The organism is Chromobacterium sinusclupearum, from assembly GCF_002902845.1.
GTDB lineage: Bacteria > Pseudomonadota > Gammaproteobacteria > Burkholderiales > Chromobacteriaceae > Chromobacterium > Chromobacterium sinusclupearum.
This window is the reverse complement of the sequence record NZ_PPTF01000019.1, coordinates 219,105-237,523: the sequence shown is the minus strand read 5'-3', so window position 1 is coordinate 237,523 and position 18,419 is coordinate 219,105. Positions and strand designations below refer to the sequence as shown.

19 protein-coding genes and 2 pseudogenes are annotated in these 18,419 nt (G+C 59.6%); 14 read left to right on the top strand and 7 right to left on the bottom strand.

Annotation, left to right across the window (positions count from 1 at the left end):
• A pseudogene (locus tag C2134_RS06355) lies at window positions 1-111 on the top strand (IS5/IS1182 family transposase); the annotation flags it as partial.
• Window positions 112-158: 47 nt separating this feature from the next.
• On the opposite strand, the pseudogene C2134_RS22210 reads toward C2134_RS06355, so the two are convergent.
• A pseudogene (locus C2134_RS22210) lies at window positions 159-296 on the bottom strand (IS110 family transposase); the annotation flags it as partial.
• A gap of 383 nt (window positions 297-679) precedes the next feature.
• Here C2134_RS22210 and C2134_RS06350 point away from each other — a divergent pair.
• The 3 genes from C2134_RS06350 to groL all read left to right on the top strand — a co-directional run bounded on the left by C2134_RS06350 (window position 680) and on the right by groL (window position 3,929).
• Complete coding sequence (locus C2134_RS06350; protein ID WP_103318445.1) at window positions 680-1,783, top strand: MraY family glycosyltransferase; 1,104 nt, start codon at window positions 680-682, stop codon at window positions 1,781-1,783.
• A 165-nt stretch (window positions 1,784-1,948) separates the two neighbouring features.
• The gene (groES, locus tag C2134_RS06345) at window positions 1,949-2,236 is read left to right on the top strand and encodes a co-chaperone GroES (protein ID WP_103318443.1); all 288 of its coding nucleotides are present in this window, start codon (window positions 1,949-1,951) and stop codon (window positions 2,234-2,236) included.
• 49 nt (window positions 2,237-2,285) lie between these two features.
• Window positions 2,286-3,929, top strand: coding sequence for a chaperonin GroEL (gene groL / locus C2134_RS06340; protein WP_103318441.1), 1,644 nt, complete (start codon window positions 2,286-2,288; stop codon window positions 3,927-3,929).
• Window positions 3,930-4,029: 100 nt separating this feature from the next.
• On the opposite strand, the gene rfbC is transcribed toward groL, so the two are convergent.
• Genes rfbC through rfbB form a run of 4 tightly spaced genes read right to left on the bottom strand, consistent with a single transcriptional unit; the run spans window position 4,030 to window position 7,498 of the window.
• Entirely contained in the window at window positions 4,030-4,572 is a 543-nt protein-coding gene (gene rfbC, locus C2134_RS06335; RefSeq protein WP_103318439.1) for a dTDP-4-dehydrorhamnose 3,5-epimerase, read from the bottom strand.
• A 50-nt stretch (window positions 4,573-4,622) separates the two neighbouring features.
• The gene (gene rfbA, locus C2134_RS06330) at window positions 4,623-5,510 is read right to left on the bottom strand and encodes a glucose-1-phosphate thymidylyltransferase RfbA (protein WP_103318436.1); all 888 of its coding nucleotides are present in this window, start codon (window positions 5,508-5,510) and stop codon (window positions 4,623-4,625) included.
• A gap of 12 nt (window positions 5,511-5,522) precedes the next feature.
• Window positions 5,523-6,434, bottom strand: a complete 912-nt coding sequence (gene rfbD / locus C2134_RS06325) for a dTDP-4-dehydrorhamnose reductase (protein ID WP_103318434.1) — start codon at window positions 6,432-6,434, stop codon at window positions 5,523-5,525.
• A complete protein-coding gene (gene rfbB / locus C2134_RS06320) occupies window positions 6,431-7,498 on the bottom strand; it encodes a dTDP-glucose 4,6-dehydratase (protein ID WP_103318432.1) in 1,068 nt (355 codons plus the stop codon). The genes rfbD and rfbB overlap by 4 nt, the downstream gene beginning before the upstream one ends.
• A gap of 310 nt (window positions 7,499-7,808) precedes the next feature.
• Here rfbB and C2134_RS06315 point away from each other — a divergent pair, with 310 nt between their 5' ends.
• The 6 genes from C2134_RS06315 (at window position 7,809) to C2134_RS06290 (ending at window position 12,748) form a co-directional block, all read left to right on the top strand.
• Window positions 7,809-8,555: a Nif3-like dinuclear metal center hexameric protein gene (locus tag C2134_RS06315; RefSeq protein WP_103318430.1), complete on the top strand. Its 747-nt coding sequence runs from the start codon at window positions 7,809-7,811 to the stop codon at window positions 8,553-8,555.
• 114 nt (window positions 8,556-8,669) lie between these two features.
• Window positions 8,670-9,254, top strand: coding sequence for a ubiquinol-cytochrome c reductase iron-sulfur subunit (gene petA, locus C2134_RS06310; protein WP_103318427.1), 585 nt, complete (start codon window positions 8,670-8,672; stop codon window positions 9,252-9,254).
• Between the two features lie 14 nt (window positions 9,255-9,268).
• A complete protein-coding gene (locus tag C2134_RS06305; RefSeq protein WP_103318424.1) occupies window positions 9,269-10,771 on the top strand; it encodes a cytochrome b in 1,503 nt (500 codons plus the stop codon).
• Between the two features lie 17 nt (window positions 10,772-10,788).
• The gene (locus C2134_RS06300; RefSeq protein ID WP_103318422.1) at window positions 10,789-11,553 is read left to right on the top strand and encodes a cytochrome c1; all 765 of its coding nucleotides are present in this window, start codon (window positions 10,789-10,791) and stop codon (window positions 11,551-11,553) included.
• Window positions 11,554-11,707: 154 nt separating this feature from the next.
• Window positions 11,708-12,310 (top strand): glutathione S-transferase N-terminal domain-containing protein, encoded by a 603-nt coding sequence (locus C2134_RS06295; protein WP_103318420.1) that lies wholly within the window; start codon window positions 11,708-11,710, stop codon window positions 12,308-12,310.
• A 9-nt stretch (window positions 12,311-12,319) separates the two neighbouring features.
• Window positions 12,320-12,748: a ClpXP protease specificity-enhancing factor gene (locus C2134_RS06290; protein WP_103318418.1), complete on the top strand. Its 429-nt coding sequence runs from the start codon at window positions 12,320-12,322 to the stop codon at window positions 12,746-12,748.
• A 113-nt stretch (window positions 12,749-12,861) separates the two neighbouring features.
• Here C2134_RS06290 and C2134_RS06285 read toward each other — a convergent pair whose 3' ends face one another.
• Window positions 12,862-14,172, bottom strand: coding sequence for an ammonium transporter (locus C2134_RS06285; protein ID WP_103318416.1), 1,311 nt, complete (start codon window positions 14,170-14,172; stop codon window positions 12,862-12,864).
• Window positions 14,173-14,199: 27 nt separating this feature from the next.
• Entirely contained in the window at window positions 14,200-14,538 is a 339-nt protein-coding gene (gene glnK, locus C2134_RS06280; RefSeq protein WP_021478498.1) for a P-II family nitrogen regulator, read from the bottom strand.
• A gap of 320 nt (window positions 14,539-14,858) precedes the next feature.
• Here glnK and C2134_RS06275 point away from each other — a divergent pair, with 320 nt between their 5' ends.
• The 4 genes from C2134_RS06275 to C2134_RS06260 all read left to right on the top strand — a co-directional run bounded on the left by C2134_RS06275 (window position 14,859) and on the right by C2134_RS06260 (window position 18,250).
• Complete coding sequence (locus C2134_RS06275; protein WP_043620243.1) at window positions 14,859-15,146, top strand: accessory factor UbiK family protein; 288 nt, start codon at window positions 14,859-14,861, stop codon at window positions 15,144-15,146.
• A gap of 132 nt (window positions 15,147-15,278) precedes the next feature.
• Window positions 15,279-16,781 carry a YifB family Mg chelatase-like AAA ATPase gene (locus C2134_RS06270; RefSeq protein WP_103318475.1) on the top strand — a complete coding sequence of 501 codons (1,503 nt, stop codon included), beginning with the start codon at window positions 15,279-15,281 and terminating at the stop codon, window positions 16,779-16,781.
• Between the two features lie 67 nt (window positions 16,782-16,848).
• A complete protein-coding gene (locus C2134_RS06265) occupies window positions 16,849-17,610 on the top strand; it encodes an SPOR domain-containing protein (RefSeq protein ID WP_103318414.1) in 762 nt (253 codons plus the stop codon).
• Between the two features lie 28 nt (window positions 17,611-17,638).
• A complete protein-coding gene (locus C2134_RS06260; protein WP_043620253.1) occupies window positions 17,639-18,250 on the top strand; it encodes a thiol:disulfide interchange protein DsbA/DsbL in 612 nt (203 codons plus the stop codon).
• Window positions 18,251-18,419: the final 169 nt, after the last annotated feature.

Genomic DNA, 18,419 nt, shown 5'->3' with positions numbered 1-18,419 from the left:
AGGGTGACGACCCGTCGCTTCGAGGGTCAAGTGGCAGAGCTGCAGGTGCGTGCTGCCATCTTGAACCGCTTCAGCATGCTGGGCCGTCCATGCACGGAGGCTGTGGCGTAAATTTGTTTGGGAAAGGGAGACTCGCCCTGTCCTAGATTTATGCAACAGCGCGCATCCGCAGTGTCGTTCTTGTTGGTCATGACAAACGGACGCACAAACGTCGGATGGATCAGCTGAACCGTATGGCCCAGTGGCTGCAACTGTCGTGCCCAGTGTTGAGCCGCGCCGCAGGCTTCCATGACAACCCGTCCGGAGGCTTGTAGACGAAAAAACGTCATCACGTCAGCTTGTTTCAGCTTTTTACGCTGTATCTCGCCGGTTTAGGGAACGATCCAATGTATTTGGAACACGCGTTTGGCGATATCTATGCCATATGTCGTAAGCTTCATTTGGGGCCTCCGTCTATCCGTGGGGGGGGCGGGGCCGACCGCAACGACAACGGCCGCCCCAAGCAGCGTACTATGGCCACTTTGGGACGGCGCTCTGCTAGGTTCCATGACATAAAGTAAAAGATATGATTTGAAGTCTGTATCATGCATATCCTTTGCTATCCCTTTGTGTGATAATCTGCAGATCTTTTTTGCGACGAAATGTTAAGTAAGCATTTCGCAAGTTAGAGAGTGGTTCCATGCTATTAATATTGTTTTTGTCTAGCTTCTTTTCGCTTATCCTCGGGGCCGCACTCATCCACTACTCGCACCTGCATGAGCACTTTTCCGCGGATCATGATTTGGCAGGCGTGCAGAAATTTCATGCCAAACCGGTTCCCCGAGTTGGGGGCGTTCCAGTCATGGTCGGGTTGGTAATTGGGGTTGGGGTGCTGTTTTACCTTACAAGGTCGTGGCTACCGGTTTTCTTGGTACTCGCCTCGCTACCTGCGTTTGGTGCCGGCCTGATCGAAGACATGACCAAAAAAATTGGGCCGGCCCCACGCTTACTCGCTACTTTTTTAGCCGCGGCTTTGGCTTACTTCTTGTTGGATGCAGGCTTGTCGCGTCTTGATATCCCGGTCATTGATCAAGTCTTATCCCAGTTTTGGATTTTGGCTTTGTTGTTGACCATCGTTGCAGTGGGGGGGGTGGCGCATGCGGTCAATATCATCGATGGATACAATGGCTTGTCCGGCGTGGTGGCTATTTTCATTTTCCTGGCCATGGCCTATGTGGCATTTAAAGTACAGGATGCCGAGTTGATGGGCATCTGCTTTGCCATGATCGGCGCGATAGCAGGTTTGTTGTTTTGGAACTTCCCGCGCGGACTGATTTTTGCCGGTGACGGTGGCGCCTATCTTGTAGGTTTCATGATAGCGGAGGTTTCGATTTTGCTGGTGCAGCGTCATGCCAGCGTGTCGCCTTGGTTTCCCTTGCTTTGTGTGATCTACCCGGTCTTTGAGACCATGTTTTCGATGTATCGGCGCAAATTCCTGCAGAACCGTGCTATCGGCTACCCTGATGCCTTGCATCTGCATCAGATTATATATAAGCGAGTGGTGTTATGGATGGTGGGCTCCAAGGATGCCGGCCATCTGACACAGCGTAATAGTCTGACTTCGCCCTATCTGTGGGCGCTGTCTTCGTTTTCGGTGGTGCCGGCGATGTTGTTCTGGAACAATACGCCGATTCTGATTGGTTTCGTTGTGGTTTTCATGTTCACCTATGTGCGTCTTTACCGGATGATCATACGTTTCCGTACACCTCGTTGGCTGATGCTTCGCAAGACCCCTCACGCTTGATCTGCATTGTCATGAGCCTGTCGAAAATTGAACCGGCAGGCTCTTGAAAATCCTCTCTCTCGTCCCTATTATTAGCACTCACAGTAGCCGAGTGCTAAGTGCTCAGCTGACAACCAACACACCCTGATGTTCAACTCTCAACAGCCAATGTTACAGGAGAGATCCATGGCAATTCGTCCTTTGCACGACCGTGTTGTTATCAAGCGCCTCGAGGCTGAAGAAAAGACCGCTTCCGGCATCGTTCTGCCGGGTGCCGCGGCTGAGAAGCCGGACATGGGCGAGGTTCTGGCCGTCGGTAACGGCAAGATTCTGGAGAATGGCGAGCGCCGCCCGCTGGAGCTGAAGAAGGGCGACAAAGTCATCTTCGGCAAGTATTCCGGCCAGACCGTCAAGGTTGACGGCGAAGAAGTCCTCGTGATGCGCGAGGAAGACGTTATGGGCATCGTTGAGTAAGCCTCCGACCCTACCCGTACTTCAAACACAGAATTCTGGAGATTTAAGAATGGCTGCTAAAGACGTAAAGTTTGGCGATTCCGCTCGCACCAAGATGGTAAATGGCGTCAATATCCTGGCTGATGCCGTCAAGGTCACCCTGGGCCCGAAAGGCCGCAACGTGGTGCTGGACCGCTCCTTCGGCGCGCCGACCATCACCAAGGACGGCGTATCCGTCGCCAAGGAAATCGAACTGAAAGATAAGTTCGAGAACATGGGCGCGCAGATGGTGAAGGAAGTGGCTTCCAAGACTTCCGACGTGGCCGGCGACGGCACCACCACCGCCACCGTGCTGGCGCAAGCCATCGTGCAGGAAGGCATGAAGTACGTTGCCGCCGGCATGAACCCGATGGATCTGAAACGCGGCATCGACAAGGCCGTTATCTCCCTGGTGGGCGAGATCGCCAAGATCGCCAAGCCGTGCGCCACCACCAAGGAAATCGCTCAAGTTGGCTCCATCTCCGCCAACTCCGATTCCGACATCGGTGAAATCATCGCCAGTGCCATGGAAAAAGTGGGCAAGGAAGGCGTAATCACCGTCGAAGACGGCAAGAGCCTGAACAACGAGCTGGATGTGGTGGAAGGCATGCAGTTCGACCGCGGCTACCTGTCCCCGTACTTCATCAACAACCAGGACAAGCAGATCGCTGCGCTGGACAATCCGTTCATCCTGCTGTTCGACAAGAAGATCTCCAACATTCGCGACCTGCTGCCGGTGCTGGAGCAAGTGGCCAAGTCCGGCCGTCCGCTGCTGATCATCGCAGAAGACGTGGAAGGCGAAGCGCTGGCGACTCTGGTGGTGAACACCATCCGCGGCATCCTGAAGGTTGTGGCCGTCAAGGCTCCGGGCTTTGGCGACCGTCGCAAGGCCATGCTGCAAGACATCGCTGTGCTGACTGGCGGCACCGTGATCGCCGAAGAAGTGGGTCTGACCCTGGAAAAAGCTTCCCTGGACATGTTGGGCCAAGCCAAGCGCGTGGAAGTGGGCAAGGAAAACACCACCATCATCGATGGCGCCGGCGAAGCTGCCACCATCCAGGCTCGCGTGGGTGAAATCCGCAAGCAGATCGAAGAAGCCACGTCCGACTACGACCGCGAGAAGCTGCAAGAGCGCGTGGCCAAACTGGCCGGCGGCGTTGCTGTGATCAAGGTTGGCGCGGCCACCGAAGTGGAAATGAAAGAGAAGAAGGCTCGCGTGGAAGACGCGCTGCACGCCACCCGCGCTGCGGTTGAAGAAGGCGTGGTTGCCGGCGGCGGCGTGGCCCTGCTGCGCGCCCGCGCTTCGCTGGACAGCCTGAAGACCGACAACGCCGAACAAGAAGCGGGCGTGAAGATCGTGCTGCGCGCCATCGAGGCTCCGCTGCGTCAGATCGTCAAGAACGCCGGCGACGAGCCGTCCGTTGTGGTGAACAAGGTGCTGGAAGGCAAGGGCAACTTCGGTTACAACGCCGCAACCGGCGAATACGGCGACATGCTGGAAATGGGCGTGCTGGATCCGGCCAAGGTCACCCGCTCCGCTCTGCAGCACGCCGCTTCTGTAGCCGGCCTGATGCTGACCACCGACTGCATGATCGCTGAACTGCCGGAAGACAAGCCGGCTGCTGGCGGCATGCCGGACATGGGCGGCATGGGTGGCATGGGCGGCATGATGTAATCAGCTGCTGATGAGCCGGCAGCCCTGGCGCTGCTGGCATCATTAGGAAAACGGCCTGGATAGCATTGCTGTCCAGGCCGTTTTGTTTTATCAAACGATTTTAGGCACCGAGCGACGTAAACAGCGGTGCTTCCTGATCTTTGGGTGACAGTACCGGGGGCTGTTGCAGCGGCCAGTCTATCGCCAGCGTTGGATCGTTCCAGGCGATGGTGCGTTCAAGGTCTTTGAACCAGTAGTCGGTGGTTTTGTACAGAAATTCCGTATCATCGCTTAGGGTCAGGAAACCATGGGCGAAGCCGGGGGGGATCCAGAGCTGGCGCTTGTTGTCGGCAGAGAGCTCCACGCCTACCCATTGGCCGAATGTAGGAGAATTAGGTCGGATGTCTACAGAGACGTCGAACACAGAGCCTGCGATCACGTGTACAAGTTTTCCCTGAGCGTGAGGTTCTAGTTGGTAGTGGAGTCCACGGAGCACACCCTTGTGTGAACAGCTGTGGTTGTCTTGAACAAATTTCACCTCATATCCGACTCCGCTGTTGAATTTTTGCTGGTTGAAGCTTTCAAAGAAGAATCCTCTGTTATCGCCGAAAACTGTTGGCTCGATGATCTTTACATCGGATATCGCGGTGGAAATGATGCTCATGTTGTGCCGCCTTCCGTGGAGGACTATACGGTCCGATGGCATACAAGATATTAATAGATGGTTCGTTCTAGCATGGAGAGCAGATAGCGGCCATAGCCTGTTTTTTGCAATGGTTGTGCCAACAGTTTAACCTGATCGCTATCAATCCAGTTGTAAAGGTAAGCGATCTCCTCCGGGCAAGCAACTTTCAGCCCCTGACGGCTTTCGATGGTGGCGATGAACTGGCTGGCTTCCAGCATCGATTCATGGGTACCGGTATCGAGCCAGGCATAGCCGCGGCGCATGGTTTGTACATCCAGAGAACCTTGCTGCAAGTAGACGTTATTAACGTCTGTGATTTCCAGTTCGCCTCGCGCCGAGGGCTGGATGGTTTTGGCGATGTCGACGACCTGTTCATCGTAGAAATACAGGCCGGTGACTGCGTAATGAGATTTGGGTTGTTGCGGTTTTTCTTCGATCGATAGCACCTTGCCGTTGGCATCAAAATCGACTACGCCGTAACGTTCGGGGTCGTTGACGCGGTAGGCGAACACGCTGGCTCCTTTGGTCTTGGCATTGGCCGCCTTCAACAGGCCGGCGAAATCGTGGCCATAGAAGATGTTGTCGCCCAGCACCAATGCGGAAGGGGCTCCATTCAGGAAGTCTTCTCCGATCAGAAAGGCTTGTGCCAAGCCGTCTGGGCTGGGTTGAACCGCGTATTGCAGGCGAACCCCCCATTGGCTGCCATCGCCGAGCAGCTGTTCGAAGCGCGGTGTGTCTTGCGGCGTGGAGATGATCAGGATGTCTTGAATGCCCGCCAGCATCAGCGTGGTCAGAGGATAGTAGATCATCGGCTTGTCGTAGATCGGCAGCAGCTGTTTACTGACGGCGATGGTTGCCGGGTAGAGACGGGTGCCGGAGCCTCCGGCGAGGATGATGCCTTTGCGAGCTTTGCTCATCTTGGAGTCCTTTTAATTCTGTGGTGTCTGTTGTTGTTGCCATAGGGAGGCGAGCACCGTGTCGACACCGTGTTGCCACGCAGGCAAGGTGATGCCGAAGCCGCGTTTCAGCTTGTTGCAATTGAGGCGCGAGTTGGCTGGGCGCTTGGCCGGCAGTGGATAGGCCGTGGTGGGGATCCCATGCACAGCATCAGCCTTGAGAGTAAGCGGAAAACCCAGTGTGGCCGCTTGACTGATCAAGTACTGGGCGTAGCCGTGCCAGCTGGTTTCGCCGGCCGCAGCCAGATGATAGGTGCCGAAGACGCCGCTCTCACCATCGGCGAGGTAGCGTTGGATCAGCAGCGCGGTGGTATCGGCGATCAGGGCGGCTGAGGTTGGCGCGCCAATCTGGTCTGCTACCACTTTTAGCTCTTGGCGTTCAGCGGCAAGCCGCAGCATGGTTTTGAGGAAATTGGCGCCGTGTGCGCCGAAGACCCAACTGGTGCGCAAAATCAGGTGGCGTGCTGTTGTTTCCCGTATTGCTTGCTCGCCTTGCCATTTGCTGAGTCCGTAAACCGACTGCGGGTCGGTTGCATCGTCTTCACTCCATGGTGTTGTGCCGCTGCCGTTGAATACGTAGTCGGTGGAGTAGTGCACCAGCAAGGCGCCGTGCTTGGCGGCCCAGTGTGCCATCACTCCCGGCGCAACGGCATTGATGGCATGAGCGAGCTCGGGTTCGGACTCGGCCTGGTCGACGGCGGTATAGGCAGCGGGGTTGACGATGATGTCGGGGCGCTGTTCGTTCAAAACGGCCTGAATAGCATCACAGCTGGTCAGATCCATCGCCACGCGGTCTAGCGCGATTAGTTCACCCAGCGGCGCCAGCGCGCGTATCAGCTCGTGGCCGACTTGGCCGTTCTTGCCGGTGATCAGGATGCACGTCATGCGGGTTGGCCATAGTGTTGGTCGACCCAATCGCGATAATGGCCGCTGGCGACGTTGTCCACCCATTGTTGGTTGGCCAGATACCATTCAACAGTCTTGCGGATGCCGCTGTCGAAAGTCTCGGCCGGTTTCCAGCCCAGTTCGCGTTCCAGTTTGCGCGCATCGATGGCGTAGCGCCGGTCATGGCCGGGGCGATCTTGCACGAATGTGATCTGCGCGGCGTAGCTGGCGCCATCGGCACGCGGCTTGAGTTCATCGAGAATGGCGCAGATCGTTTTTACCACTTCCAAATTGGCTTTTTCATTCCAGCCGCCGACGTTATAGGTTTCGCCGAGCTTGCCAGCCTCCAGTACGCGGCGGATGGCGCTGCAGTGGTCTTTGACATATAGCCAGTCGCGCACCTGCTGGCCGTCGCCGTAAATCGGCAACGGCTTGCCGGCCAGCGCGTTGAGGATGACCAGCGGGATGAGCTTTTCCGGGAAATGGTAGGGGCCGTAATTATTGCTGCAGTTGGTGGTCAATACCGGCAGGCCATAAGTGTGGTGCCAGGCGCGCACCAAGTGGTCCGACGCGGCTTTGGAGGCGGAGTAGGGACTGTTCGGCTCATATCGGTTGGTTTCGGCGAACGGCGGATCTTCCGGCGACAGCGTGCCGTACACCTCGTCGGTGGAGACGTGCAGGAAGCGGAAGGCCTGCTTGCGCTCCGAATCCAGGCCGCTCCAGTAAGCGCGCACGCTTTCCAGCAGGTTGAAGGTGCCGACGATATTGGTCTCGATGAAATCGGCCGGACCATGGATGGAGCGGTCGACATGGCTCTCTGCTGCGAAATTGATCACGGCGCGCGGCTGGTGCTCGGCGAGGAGTTTCTCAAGCAAGGCGCGGTCGCCGATGCTGCCGTGGACGAATACATGGCGGGCATCGTGTTGAATGGATTGCAAGGTTTCCAGATTGCCGGCGTAGGTCAACGCATCGAGATTGACGACCGTCTCGTCATGGGCTGCCAGCCAGTCGAGAACGAAATTGCCGCCGATAAAGCCGGCGCCGCCGGTAACGAGAATAGTCATGCAATACACCTAATCTTTAGAGGTTGTTCATTTGAAGCTGCCTCGTACCGCTGCTCTGGCCGACGTGACATCATTGACGGCGACCGCTGGCTGGGTAGAAGCGCATTCTGTCGAGACTTGGAATCGGGTAAACAAAAATCTTGCAGCTGCATGGCGTCGGAGACAGGAGGCACTAAGGCACGGCTGAATTGCGAGTACCATCTTATCTTGAGGATTTTACCGGTTTTCTAGATGCTTCGGCAAAGCTTGCATGTCGCGAGCGGGCACTGATAAATCTAATACGATCACTAATAATAAGGGGATGAATTTAATGCGATTGAATGATGTGGTATTGACCCTGGATGGACTGCTGGAACCCTGGCGTTACAAGGACTACGCTCCCAATGGCCTGCAAGTGGAAGGCCGGGCGGAGGTTGGCAAGATTGTAACCGGCGTGACGGCATCGCAGGCCTTGATCGAGGCTGCGGCAGCGCGCGGCGCCGATGCCATCCTGGTGCATCACGGCTATTTTTGGAAAGGCGAGGATGCCAGCATAAGCGGCATGAAACGGCAGCGCATCCGCAGCTTGCTGCAACATGACATCAGCCTGCTTGCCTATCACCTGCCGCTGGATGGTCATGCGGAGTGGGGCAACAACGCCAGCCTGGGCCGCATGCTGGGGTTCGAAGCGCAAGGGCAGGCCGGCGAGCAAGGCTTGTTGTGGCATGGCCAGTGGCCGGAAGGCGGCGATGCGGCTCGGCTAAACCAGCACGTATCGTCTATTCTGGGCAGAAGCGCCTTATTGCTGGGACGAACTGACAAGCCGGTGCGGCTGGTCGCTTGGTGCACCGGCGGCGCGCAGGGTTTTTTCGCCGACGCGATCGCGCTGGGCGTGGACGCTTTCATCACCGGCGAGGCATCGGAACAGAATTATCACATGGCGATGGAAAGCGATGTCGCATTCATCGCCGCAGGTCATCATGCAACAGAGCGCTACGGCATTCAATCGCTCGGTGAGCATTTAATGAAATCAACAGGCATAAAAGTGGAATTTATTGATATAAATAACCCTGTTTGAGATGCTTTGGCGCGTAAATGACAATTTATTTGCATGGATGCTTCAAGTCCCTACTAGTAATCGGGTAAAATCTGGCAGTTTAGGGCTCGATTTCCACGATTGAGGATGACTGTAATGAGTGAACAGCAAGTCGATACGGGGCGCCGTCGTTTTCTGACGGTCGCTTCCAGCGCTGTTGGAGGGGTTGCGGTGGTTGGCGCGGCCACGCCGTTCTTTATGAGCTTTTTCCCGTCGGAACGGGCAAAGGCAGCGGGGGCGCCGGTCGAAGTCGATATCGGCAAGATTGAACTGGGGCAGAAAATCAACGTTGAATGGCGCGGCAAGCCGGTGTGGATTCTCAGCCGCACGCCGGAACAGCTGAAAAATCTGCCGAAAAACGACCCCAAATTGGTCGATCCGACGTCGGACGTCGAGCAGCAGCCCGCTTATTGCAAGAACGAGCACCGCTCGATCAAACCGCAGTATCTGGTGGCGGTCGGCATCTGCACCCACTTGGGCTGTTCGCCGACCTTCCGGCCCGATCTGGCGCCCGCCGATCTGGGACCGGACTGGCTGGGCGGCTTCTACTGCCCTTGCCACGGCTCCAAGTTCGACCTGGCCGCCCGCGTGTTCAAGGGGGTGCCGGCGCCGAAGAATCTGGAGATTCCCCCGCACAAGTATCTGTCCGACACCCGTCTGCTGATCGGCGACGACAAATAAGCTGAGGGCGAAAAATGAGCAAAGCGCAAAAGCTGCTGAACTGGGTGGACGAACGTTTTCCGCTGACCGCCCTGTGGGAAAGCCAATGGGGCAAGTATGTCGCCCCCAAGAACTTCAACTTCTGGTACTTCTTCGGCTCGCTGGCCATGCTGGTGCTGGTGCTGCAGATCGTCACCGGCATTTTCCTGACTATGAACTACAAGCCGGACGGCACGCTGAACGCCGCCGGCGTGCCGGTGGCCTTCGCCTCGGTCGAATACATCATGCGTGACGTGGCCGGCGGCTGGATCATCCGCTACATGCACTCCACCGGCGCCTCGATGTTCTTCGTGGTGGTCTATCTGCACATGTTCCGCGGCCTGATCTACGGCTCGTACAAGCAGCCGCGCGAACTGGTGTGGGTATTCGGCACGCTGATCTTCCTGTGCCTGATGGCGGAAGCCTTCATGGGTTATCTGCTGCCGTGGGGGCAGATGTCGTTCTGGGGCGCCCAGGTGATCGTCAACCTGTTCGGCTCCATCCCAGTGATCGGCCCTGACTTGTCGGTGTGGATCCGAGGCGACTACGTGGTGTCCGATGCCACGCTGAACCGCTTCTTCGCCTTGCACGTGATTGCCGTGCCGCTGGTGCTGTTGGCGCTGGTGGTGGCTCACCTGATGGCGCTGCACGAAGTCGGCTCCAACAATCCGGACGGCGTGGAAATCAAGCAGCAGCCCAAGGACCCGGCAACCGGCCTCTACCTCGACGGCATCAACTCGCATCCGTACTACACCATCAAGGACATCCTCGGCGTGGTGGTGTTCATGATCGTGTTCTCGGCCATCGTGTTCTTCCTGCCGGAAATGGGCGGCTACTTTCTGGAGCATCCGAACTTCGATCAGGCGGATCCGCTGAAAACGCCGCCGCACATCGCGCCGGTCTGGTATTTCACGCCGTTCTACGCCATTCTGCGCGCCGTGCCGTCGTTTGCCGGCACCCAGGTGTGGGGCGTGCTGGCCATGGGCGCCGCCGTGGTGCTGATCGCCTTCCTGCCGTGGCTGGATCGCTCGCCGATCAAGTCCATCCGCTACCGCGGTCCCAAATTCAAGGTGGCGCTGGCGCTGTTCATTGCGTCCTTTATCGGCCTGGGCATCCTGGGGGCGCTGCCGCCGACCTCGCTACGCGGTGCGTTGTCGCAGTTCCTGTCGCTGTTCTATTTCCTGTTCTTCGTCGGCATGCCGGCTTTCACCGCTGCGCGCAGGCCTGGCGTGGGCATGTCGATCGCTTTGTTGCTGGTGTTCAGCATTGCCGGCCTGTATGTGGTGATGGTGAACTTTGCGGCGGTGCCGGCGCTGACTGTGGTGCTGGCCATCGTATATCTGGCGACCCTCCTCGGCTTGGTGCTGGTTGAGAATACCGACGGCAGCATTCCGGTGCCGGAGCGGGTGACGGACACCAATGCCAAGCGCCAGATCCAGTTCCTGGTCATGGTGGCTCTGACCGTGTTCCTGGCCGCGCTGTTCGCCATGAACGTGTAAGCAAGGGGATAAGGAAAATGAAAAACAAGATGCGCAAGCTGATCGCCGCCATGGCGCTGGTGCTGCCGTTCTCCGTGCCGGCGCTGGCCAACGAGGGCGGTCCCAAGCTAGAGAAGGCGCCGATCGACATCCAGGATACGGAAAGCCTGCAGCGCGGCGCGCAGATATTCGTCAATTACTGTCTGTCCTGCCATTCGGCCAGCATGATGCGCTACAACCGGCTGGAAGACATCGGCCTGTCTGAAGAGCAGATCAAGGCCAACCTGCTGCCGGAAGGCGCCAAGATCGGCGATCAGATGAATATCGCGATGGACAAGAAGGATGCCAAGGCCTGGTTCGGCGCCGTGCCGCCCGACTTGTCGCTGATTGCCCGCTCGCGGGGCGCGGATTACCTGTATGGCTATCTGCGCGGTTTCTATCGCGACCCGACGCGTCCTACCGGCTGGAACAATCTGGTATTCGACAAGGTCGGCATGCCGCATGTGTTCTGGGAGTGGCAGGGCGAGCAGGTGCTGAAGACCGAGAAGGATGCCGAGGGCCATGAGGAGCATTCTCTGCAGCTCGTTAAGGCAGGCAGCCTGACCAAGCTGGAAAACGGCAAGGCCAACACCGTCGAGTACGATCGCCGGATGGCGGACCTGACCAATTTCCTGGTCTATATGGGCGAACCGGCCGCGGTGAAGCGCCAGCAGATCGGCTACGTGGTGCTGATGTTCCTGGGCTTGTTGCTGTTCCCGCTGGTGTACCTGTTGAAGAAGGAATACTGGCGCGACGTGCATTGATTCGCGCTGGATGTGGTCTGGAAAAGGCGGAATGATTTCCGCCTTTTTTCTTTTTAAATCATGATGTTGTATTGAAATGCTGGAAATGGGTGCGGCGAAGGTGCTAGAATGGCCTGCTACACCAATTCATTGTTAGTCAAGGATTTTCTCCGCCATGATGACCCTCTACTCCGGAATCACCTGCCCATTCAGTCAGCGCTGCCGTATCGTGCTCTTCGAGAAGGGGATGGATTTCGAAATTATCGATGTGGACATCCATAACAAGCCGGAAGACCTGGCCGTGATGAATCCGTACAACGAAGTGCCGGTGCTGGTTGAGCGCGACCTGATCCTGCACGAGTCCAACATCATCAACGAATACATCGACGAGCGCTTCCCGCATCCGCAACTGATGCCGGCCGATCCGGTGATGCGCGCCCGCGCCCGCCTGTTCCTGCATCGTTTTGAAAACGAGCTGTTCATCCACGTGAAGACGCTGGAAGCCGGCGCTACCGGCAAGGAAGCCACCAAGGCGCGCGAAGCGATCCGCGACGGTCTGACCACCATCGCCCCGATTTTCGCCAAGCAGAAGTTCATGCTGGGCGATGACTTCTCCATGATCGATGTGGCCATCGCGCCGCTGATGTGGCGCCTGGAGCACTACAACATCGATCTGGGCAAGAGCGCAGCGCCTATCCTGAAGTACGCCGAACGCATTTTCCAACGCCAGTCCTTTATCGATTCGCTGACGCCGTCCGAAAAGGCGATGCGCAAGTAAGGAAAAGCGATGAGCTCCAGCACCAAGCCCTACATGATTCGCGCGCTGCACCAGTGGTGCTGCGACAACGGGCACACGCCCTATCTGGTGGTATGGGTCAATGACCGCACCGATGTGCCGCGTGAATACGTGAAGAACAACGAGATCGTGCTCAATGTCGCCTACAGCGCCACCAAGAATCTGCAGATCGAAAACGACTGGATCTCGTTTTCGGCGCGGTTTGGCGGGATGTCTCGCGATATCTGGGTGCCGGTGGGGAATGTGATGTCCATCTTCGCCCGCGAAACGGGCGAAGGCATGGGCTTCGAGGTGGAGCCGATGCCGGAGGACGCGGCGCTCAAGCCGGCGCCGTCGGTCGATCAGCCGAAGAACGATGGCGACGACCCGGGGCCGAACCGTCCGAGCGGCGGTCGTCCCAGCCTGCGCATCGTTAAATAGTTCAGCATCGCAAACCGGCCTTCTGGCCGGTTTTTTTACATATGCTGGGCGAAAAAAAACGGGGCCAGAGGCCCCGCCAAGTCCCTTACACAACAAACTTTGCTCTGCCGGCCTTATTCCACGCGCTCGCCGTGCAGCACTACATCCAGTCCTTCGCGTTCCTCGTCTTCCGCCACGCGCAGGCCGATCACCAGATTCACCAGCTTCAGCAGGATGAAGGTGACGATGCCGCAGTAGACGATAGTGACGCCCACCCCCAGCGCCTGGGTGGCCAAGCTGCCATCTGCGCCGCCGATGTCCTTCACTGCAAAGATGCCGGTCAGCAGCGCGCCCAGGATGCCGCCGACGCCGTGCACGCCGAACGCGTCCAGAGAATCGTCGTAGCCCATCATGTGCTTCAGACCGGTGGCGCCCCAGAAGCACACCACTCCGGCAGCCAGGCCGATGATCAGCGCGCCCTTGACGTCGACGAAGCCCGCGGCCGGCGTGATGGCGACTAGGCCCGCCACGGCGCCGGAGGCGATGCCCAGCACCGACGGCTTCTTCTTGGTGGCCCATTCGGCGAACATCCAGGCCAGGGCGGCCATCGCGGTGGCGATTTGCGTAGTGACCATCGCCATCCCGGCGCGACCGTCGGCAGCGCCTGCGGAGCCGGCGTTGAAGCCGAACCAACCCACCCACAGCATGGAGGCGCCCACCAGCGTCAGGATCAGGTTATGCGGCGCCATGGCTTCCTTGCCGTAGCCGACGCGCTTGCCCAGCACCAGCGCCGTCACCAGGCCGGCCACGCCGGCGTTGATGTGCACCACGGTGCCGCCGGCGAAGTCCAGCACGCCCTTGTCGCCCATCCAGCCGCCCGGCGCCCATACCCAGTGCGCCACCGGCACGTAGACCATCAGCGACCACAGCGCCATGAAGACCAGCATGGCCGAGAACTTCATGCGTTCGGCGAAGGCGCCGGTGATCAGCGCCGGCGTGATGATGGCGAAGGTCATCTGGAAGGTCATGAACACCGATTCCGGAATGGTGCCGGCCAGCGGATGCACCGCCAGTTTGCCGGCATCCTTCATGTACACCATGCCGTCCAGCATGAAGCGCGACAGATCGCCGATATACGGGTTGCCGACGGTGAAGGCCAGGCTGTAACCGACGACGGCCCACAGCACGGTCACCAGGGCGGTGATGGCGAAGCTTTGCATCAGCGTGGCCAGCACGTTTTTCTTGCGTACCATGCCGCCGTAAAACAGCGCCAGGCCGGGAATGGTCATGAACAGCACCAGGGCGGTGGAGGTCAGCATCCAGGCGGTATCGCCGGAGTTGATTACCTTCACGGCGGCCACTGCGGGCCCGGCCGGCGCGTCGGCCAGGGCGGGCAGTGCAACGGTGGACAGGCCGGCAGCCATTGCAGCGAGTATCTTTTTCATTATGGTTTCCCCAGTTTCACTGATGCGTCAGACGGCGTCGGCGCCGGTTTCGCCGGTGCGGATGCGGATGACTTGCTCCAGGTCGTAGACAAAGATCTTGCCGTCGCCGATCTTGCCGGTGCGGGCGGATTTCTCGATGGCTTCCACCACTTGGTCCAGCAGGGCGTCGTCGATGGCGATTTCCAGTTTCACCTTGGGCAGGAAATCGACGACATATTCGGCGCCGCGGTACAGTTCGGTATGGCCTTTCTGGCGGCCGAAACCCTTGACCTCGGATACGGTCACGCCTTGCACGCCGATGGCGGACAGGGCTTCGCGGACTTCGTCAAGCTTGAACGGCTTGATTACTGCAGTGACGAGTTTCATGGCTGCTCCTTCTCGGGCGATTGACAGATCAGGTTCTGCTGACAACGCTAACGCAGGAATCGTGCCAGCCTTGGGCGAGGGCGCTTGTGGCCAGAATGCGTAGCGGCGGGGGAGGCAGGCTCGTATTATGGCACTGTATTTGTGCGCTGCAGCGGACTGGCTTGCACCGTTATGGTGCGTCGCATCGCAAGCGGCGCCTGGCGGCTGTGTGCGCCTAGCCGCGAGGGACGTAGATGGGCCGAGCGGACAGGAAAGCGGGAGCGCCGCGGCGCTTTTTGCTACACTCCGCTTGATATCAAGCAACCGCAGGAGCCGCGAGCATGTTGAGCCAGAAACTGTTTGACGAAATCAGCGCCAAGATCAGCGAAACCATCGCCGCCAGCCCGGCCAAGGATTTGGAAAAAAACATCCGCGCCATGATGGCCTCCACTTTTTCCAAAATGGATCTGGTGACGCGCGAGGAGTTCGATGTGCAGCAGGCCGTGTTGGCCCGCACCCGCGAGCAGCTGGCGGCGCTGGAGTCCCGCCTCGGCCGCCTGGAGAGCCAGGTGTTTCCGGAGGAGTCCGCCGCCAAAGCCGAAGCGCAGTCGGAACTCGGCCACTCCTGAGACAGGCGGCATGGGCGCGGCTGTCATCCGCTGCGGTGATGGCCGGATTGGACGGCGGCTTGCCGGGAGGCTGCCGCATGCGCGCTTCAAACGCGGCGGGTGGCCATTTCCGCCGCCAAGGGGGAACCTTACATGACGCTGGCCGTGTTGCATTGCAGGGCCTTGCAGGGCATGCAGGCGCCGGAGGTGGCGGTGGAAGTGCATCTGGCCAACGGTCTGCCTGCGTTCAACATCGTTGGTTTGCCGGAAGCGGAAGTGAAGGAAAGCCGGGAACGCGTGCGCGCCGCCATCCAGACTTCCGGCTTCGAATTTCCGGCGCGCCGCATCACGGTCAACCTGGCGCCGGCCGACTTGCCCAAGGATTCCGGCCGCTTCGACCTGCCCATCGCCATCGGCATCCTGCAGGCATCTGGGCAGGTCAAGTGCGACGACATCTCCCGCTACGAGTTTGCCGGCGAGCTGGCGCTGGGCGGCGAGTTGCGGCCAGTGCGCGGCGCGCTGGCCATGGCCTGCCAATGCCACGCGGCCGGCCGCGCTTTTGTTTTGCCGGCGGACAGCGCGGCGGAAGCCGCCGTGGCGGAGGGAGCGCGGATTTACGGCGTCGCGTCGCTGTTGCAGGCCTGCGCCTTTCTGAATGGACTGCAGCCTTTGGAGCCGATTGCCGCCCCGGCCTTTGGCATGCTGCCGAACTATCCCGATCTGGCCGATGTCAAAGGCCAGTCTGTTGCGCGCGGCGCTTTGGAAATCGCCGCGGCCGGCGGGCACAGCCTGTTGCTGATGGGACCGCCCGGCACCGGCAAGTCCATGCTGGCGTCGCGCCTGCCTGGCCTGTTGCCGCCCTTGTCGGCGGAAGAGGCGCTGGAAAGCGCGGCGGTGCAGTCGCTGGCGTCGCAAGGTTTCCGAGCCGCCAGCTGGCGCGCCCGGCCATTTAGAGCGCCGCATCACACCGCTTCCGCGGTGGCGCTGGTCGGCGGGGGCAGCGATCCCAGACCTGGCGAAATCAGCCTGGCGCATCACGGCGTGCTGTTTCTGGACGAGTTGCCGGAATTCGACCGCAAGGTGCTGGAAGTGTTGCGCGAGCCATTGGAGAGCGGCGTCATCCATATTTCGCGGGCGGCGCGGCAAGCGAGCTTCCCGGCGCGCTTCCAGCTGGTGGCGGCGATGAATCCCTGTCCTTGCGGTTATCACGGCCATCCCTCTGGGCGCTGCCACTGTACGCCGGAGCAGGTTGCGCGATATCGCGGTAAAATTTCCGGTCCTTTGCTGGACCGCATCGACCTGCACGTGGAGGTGCCGACGCTGACCGCCGACGAGTTGTTGAGCGCGTCGGCCGGCGAGAGCAGCGAGTCGGTGCGGCAACGGGTGCTGCAGGCGCGCGAGCGGCAATGGCGCCGCCAGGGCGTGTTGAACGCGGCGCTGCAGGGCGAGCAATTGGAACAGCACTGCGGCGCGGATGCCGACGCGCTGGCGATTCTGGCCAAGGCCTTGCAGCAGCTTGGCTTGTCGGCGCGCGCTTATCATCGGATACTGCGGGTTTCACGCAGCATCGCCGATTTGCAGGGCGTGGAGCGCATAAGCCGCAATCATGTTTTGCAGGCGATTCAGCTGCGGCGTCTGGCGCAGGCGGGCGCGTGAAAATATTTGATCAATCAACCGGATGGCATCATGGCAATCCGTTCGACAACAATAGCGGTAGTGGTGAATGGCTAATCGAGATCTGAAAAATTCCCCTCGTCCGTCGCGCGGGCGCGGCAATTCGTCTTCCTCTTCGCGCAGCGGCGGGGGCGGCATGATGGCGGGCATGATTATCGGCCTGATCATCGGCGTGGCGGTGGCTGTGGGACTGGCGATGTATCTCAACCGCTCCCCGGCGCCGTTCCAGACCAAGAACCAGGCCAAGGCCGAAACTTCGCAGCCGCCGACCGAGCTGCTGGCGCCGGGCACCCGCATCTCCGAGGCGGCTTCCGCCGCGACGTCCGCGCCACCGCCGCATCCCGCGCAGTCCAGCGCGCAGGCCACGCTGGATTCGACCGAGTCTGTCCCCTTGCCGCCGCCGGCTGCCGCCACGCATGAAAATAAGCCTAAGCCTGCCGCGCCGCCGGCTCAGGCCAAGCGTGACGGCAACGACCAGCGCTTCGATTTCTACAAGATCCTGCCGGGCCAGGTTGATGCGGTGACCTCGGACGCCAAGGGCGACAAGGCGGGGGAACCTTCGTCATCGGCGCAGGCCAAAAAGGTCTATCTGCAGCTCGGCGCCTTCCAGAATCAGGATGAGGCCGACAACTTGAAGGCCAAGCTGGCGCTGCTGGGCGTGGAGGCAAAGATCCAGTCGGTCAACGTGCCGGACAAGGGGATGGTGCATCGGGTGCGCGTCGGGCCGCTGAGTCGTCAGGACGAGGTGGACCGCCTGCGCGTTCAATTGAAGCAGAACGGCATCGCCGCCAGCGTGGTGAAGGCCGAGTAGTCGAACGATCCATACACGGGAAAACAAGATGAAGAAATGGTTGTTGTTGATGCTGCTGGCGGCCAGCGGCTTGGCCAATGCGGCGATCGAACTGGGCAAGGACTACACCATGCTGAGCACGCCTCAGCCGGTGGCGGATCCGAAGAAAGTCGAAGTGATCGAGTTCTTCTCCTATCACTGCATCCATTGCTACGACGATGATCCGGCGATGAACGCCTGGGCCAAGACGCAGCCGGCCGATGTGAGTTTCCGCAAGGAGCAGATCGTGTGGCAGAAGTCCATGGAAGGCTTTGCCCGCATGTTCGCCACCTTCAAGGCAACCGGCACGTTCGACAAGCTGCACCGCCCGGCTTTCGATGCGCAGATCAAGCAGCGCATCAATCTGGCCGACCCTGCCGAGTTCACCAAGTGGATCAAGCAGCAAAAGGGCATCGATAGCGCCAAGCTACTGCAGACCTACAACTCTTTCGGCATCAACGCCCAAGTGGCGCGCGCGGCCAAGATCACCCGCGATTACCAGATCCAGGGCACGCCCACGATCATCGTCAACGGCAAGTATGTGCTGGTGACCAGCACGCCGGAGCGGATGACCCAGGTGTTGAATGAGCTGATCGCCAAGGCGCGCGCCGAGAAGAAGTAATCCAGCCAACAAAACCTCGCGGGGAGCTTGAGCCAAGGCGCGCCGAGGCAGGCAGCGCAGCGAGTCCGGCAAGGAAGCGCAGGGGTTTGTTGGCGGCGGTACTCGACAGGGCGGCTTGTGCCGCCCTGTTGTTTTATTGAGCGCCCAGGGGCTGTTGACGTTTGGTGAG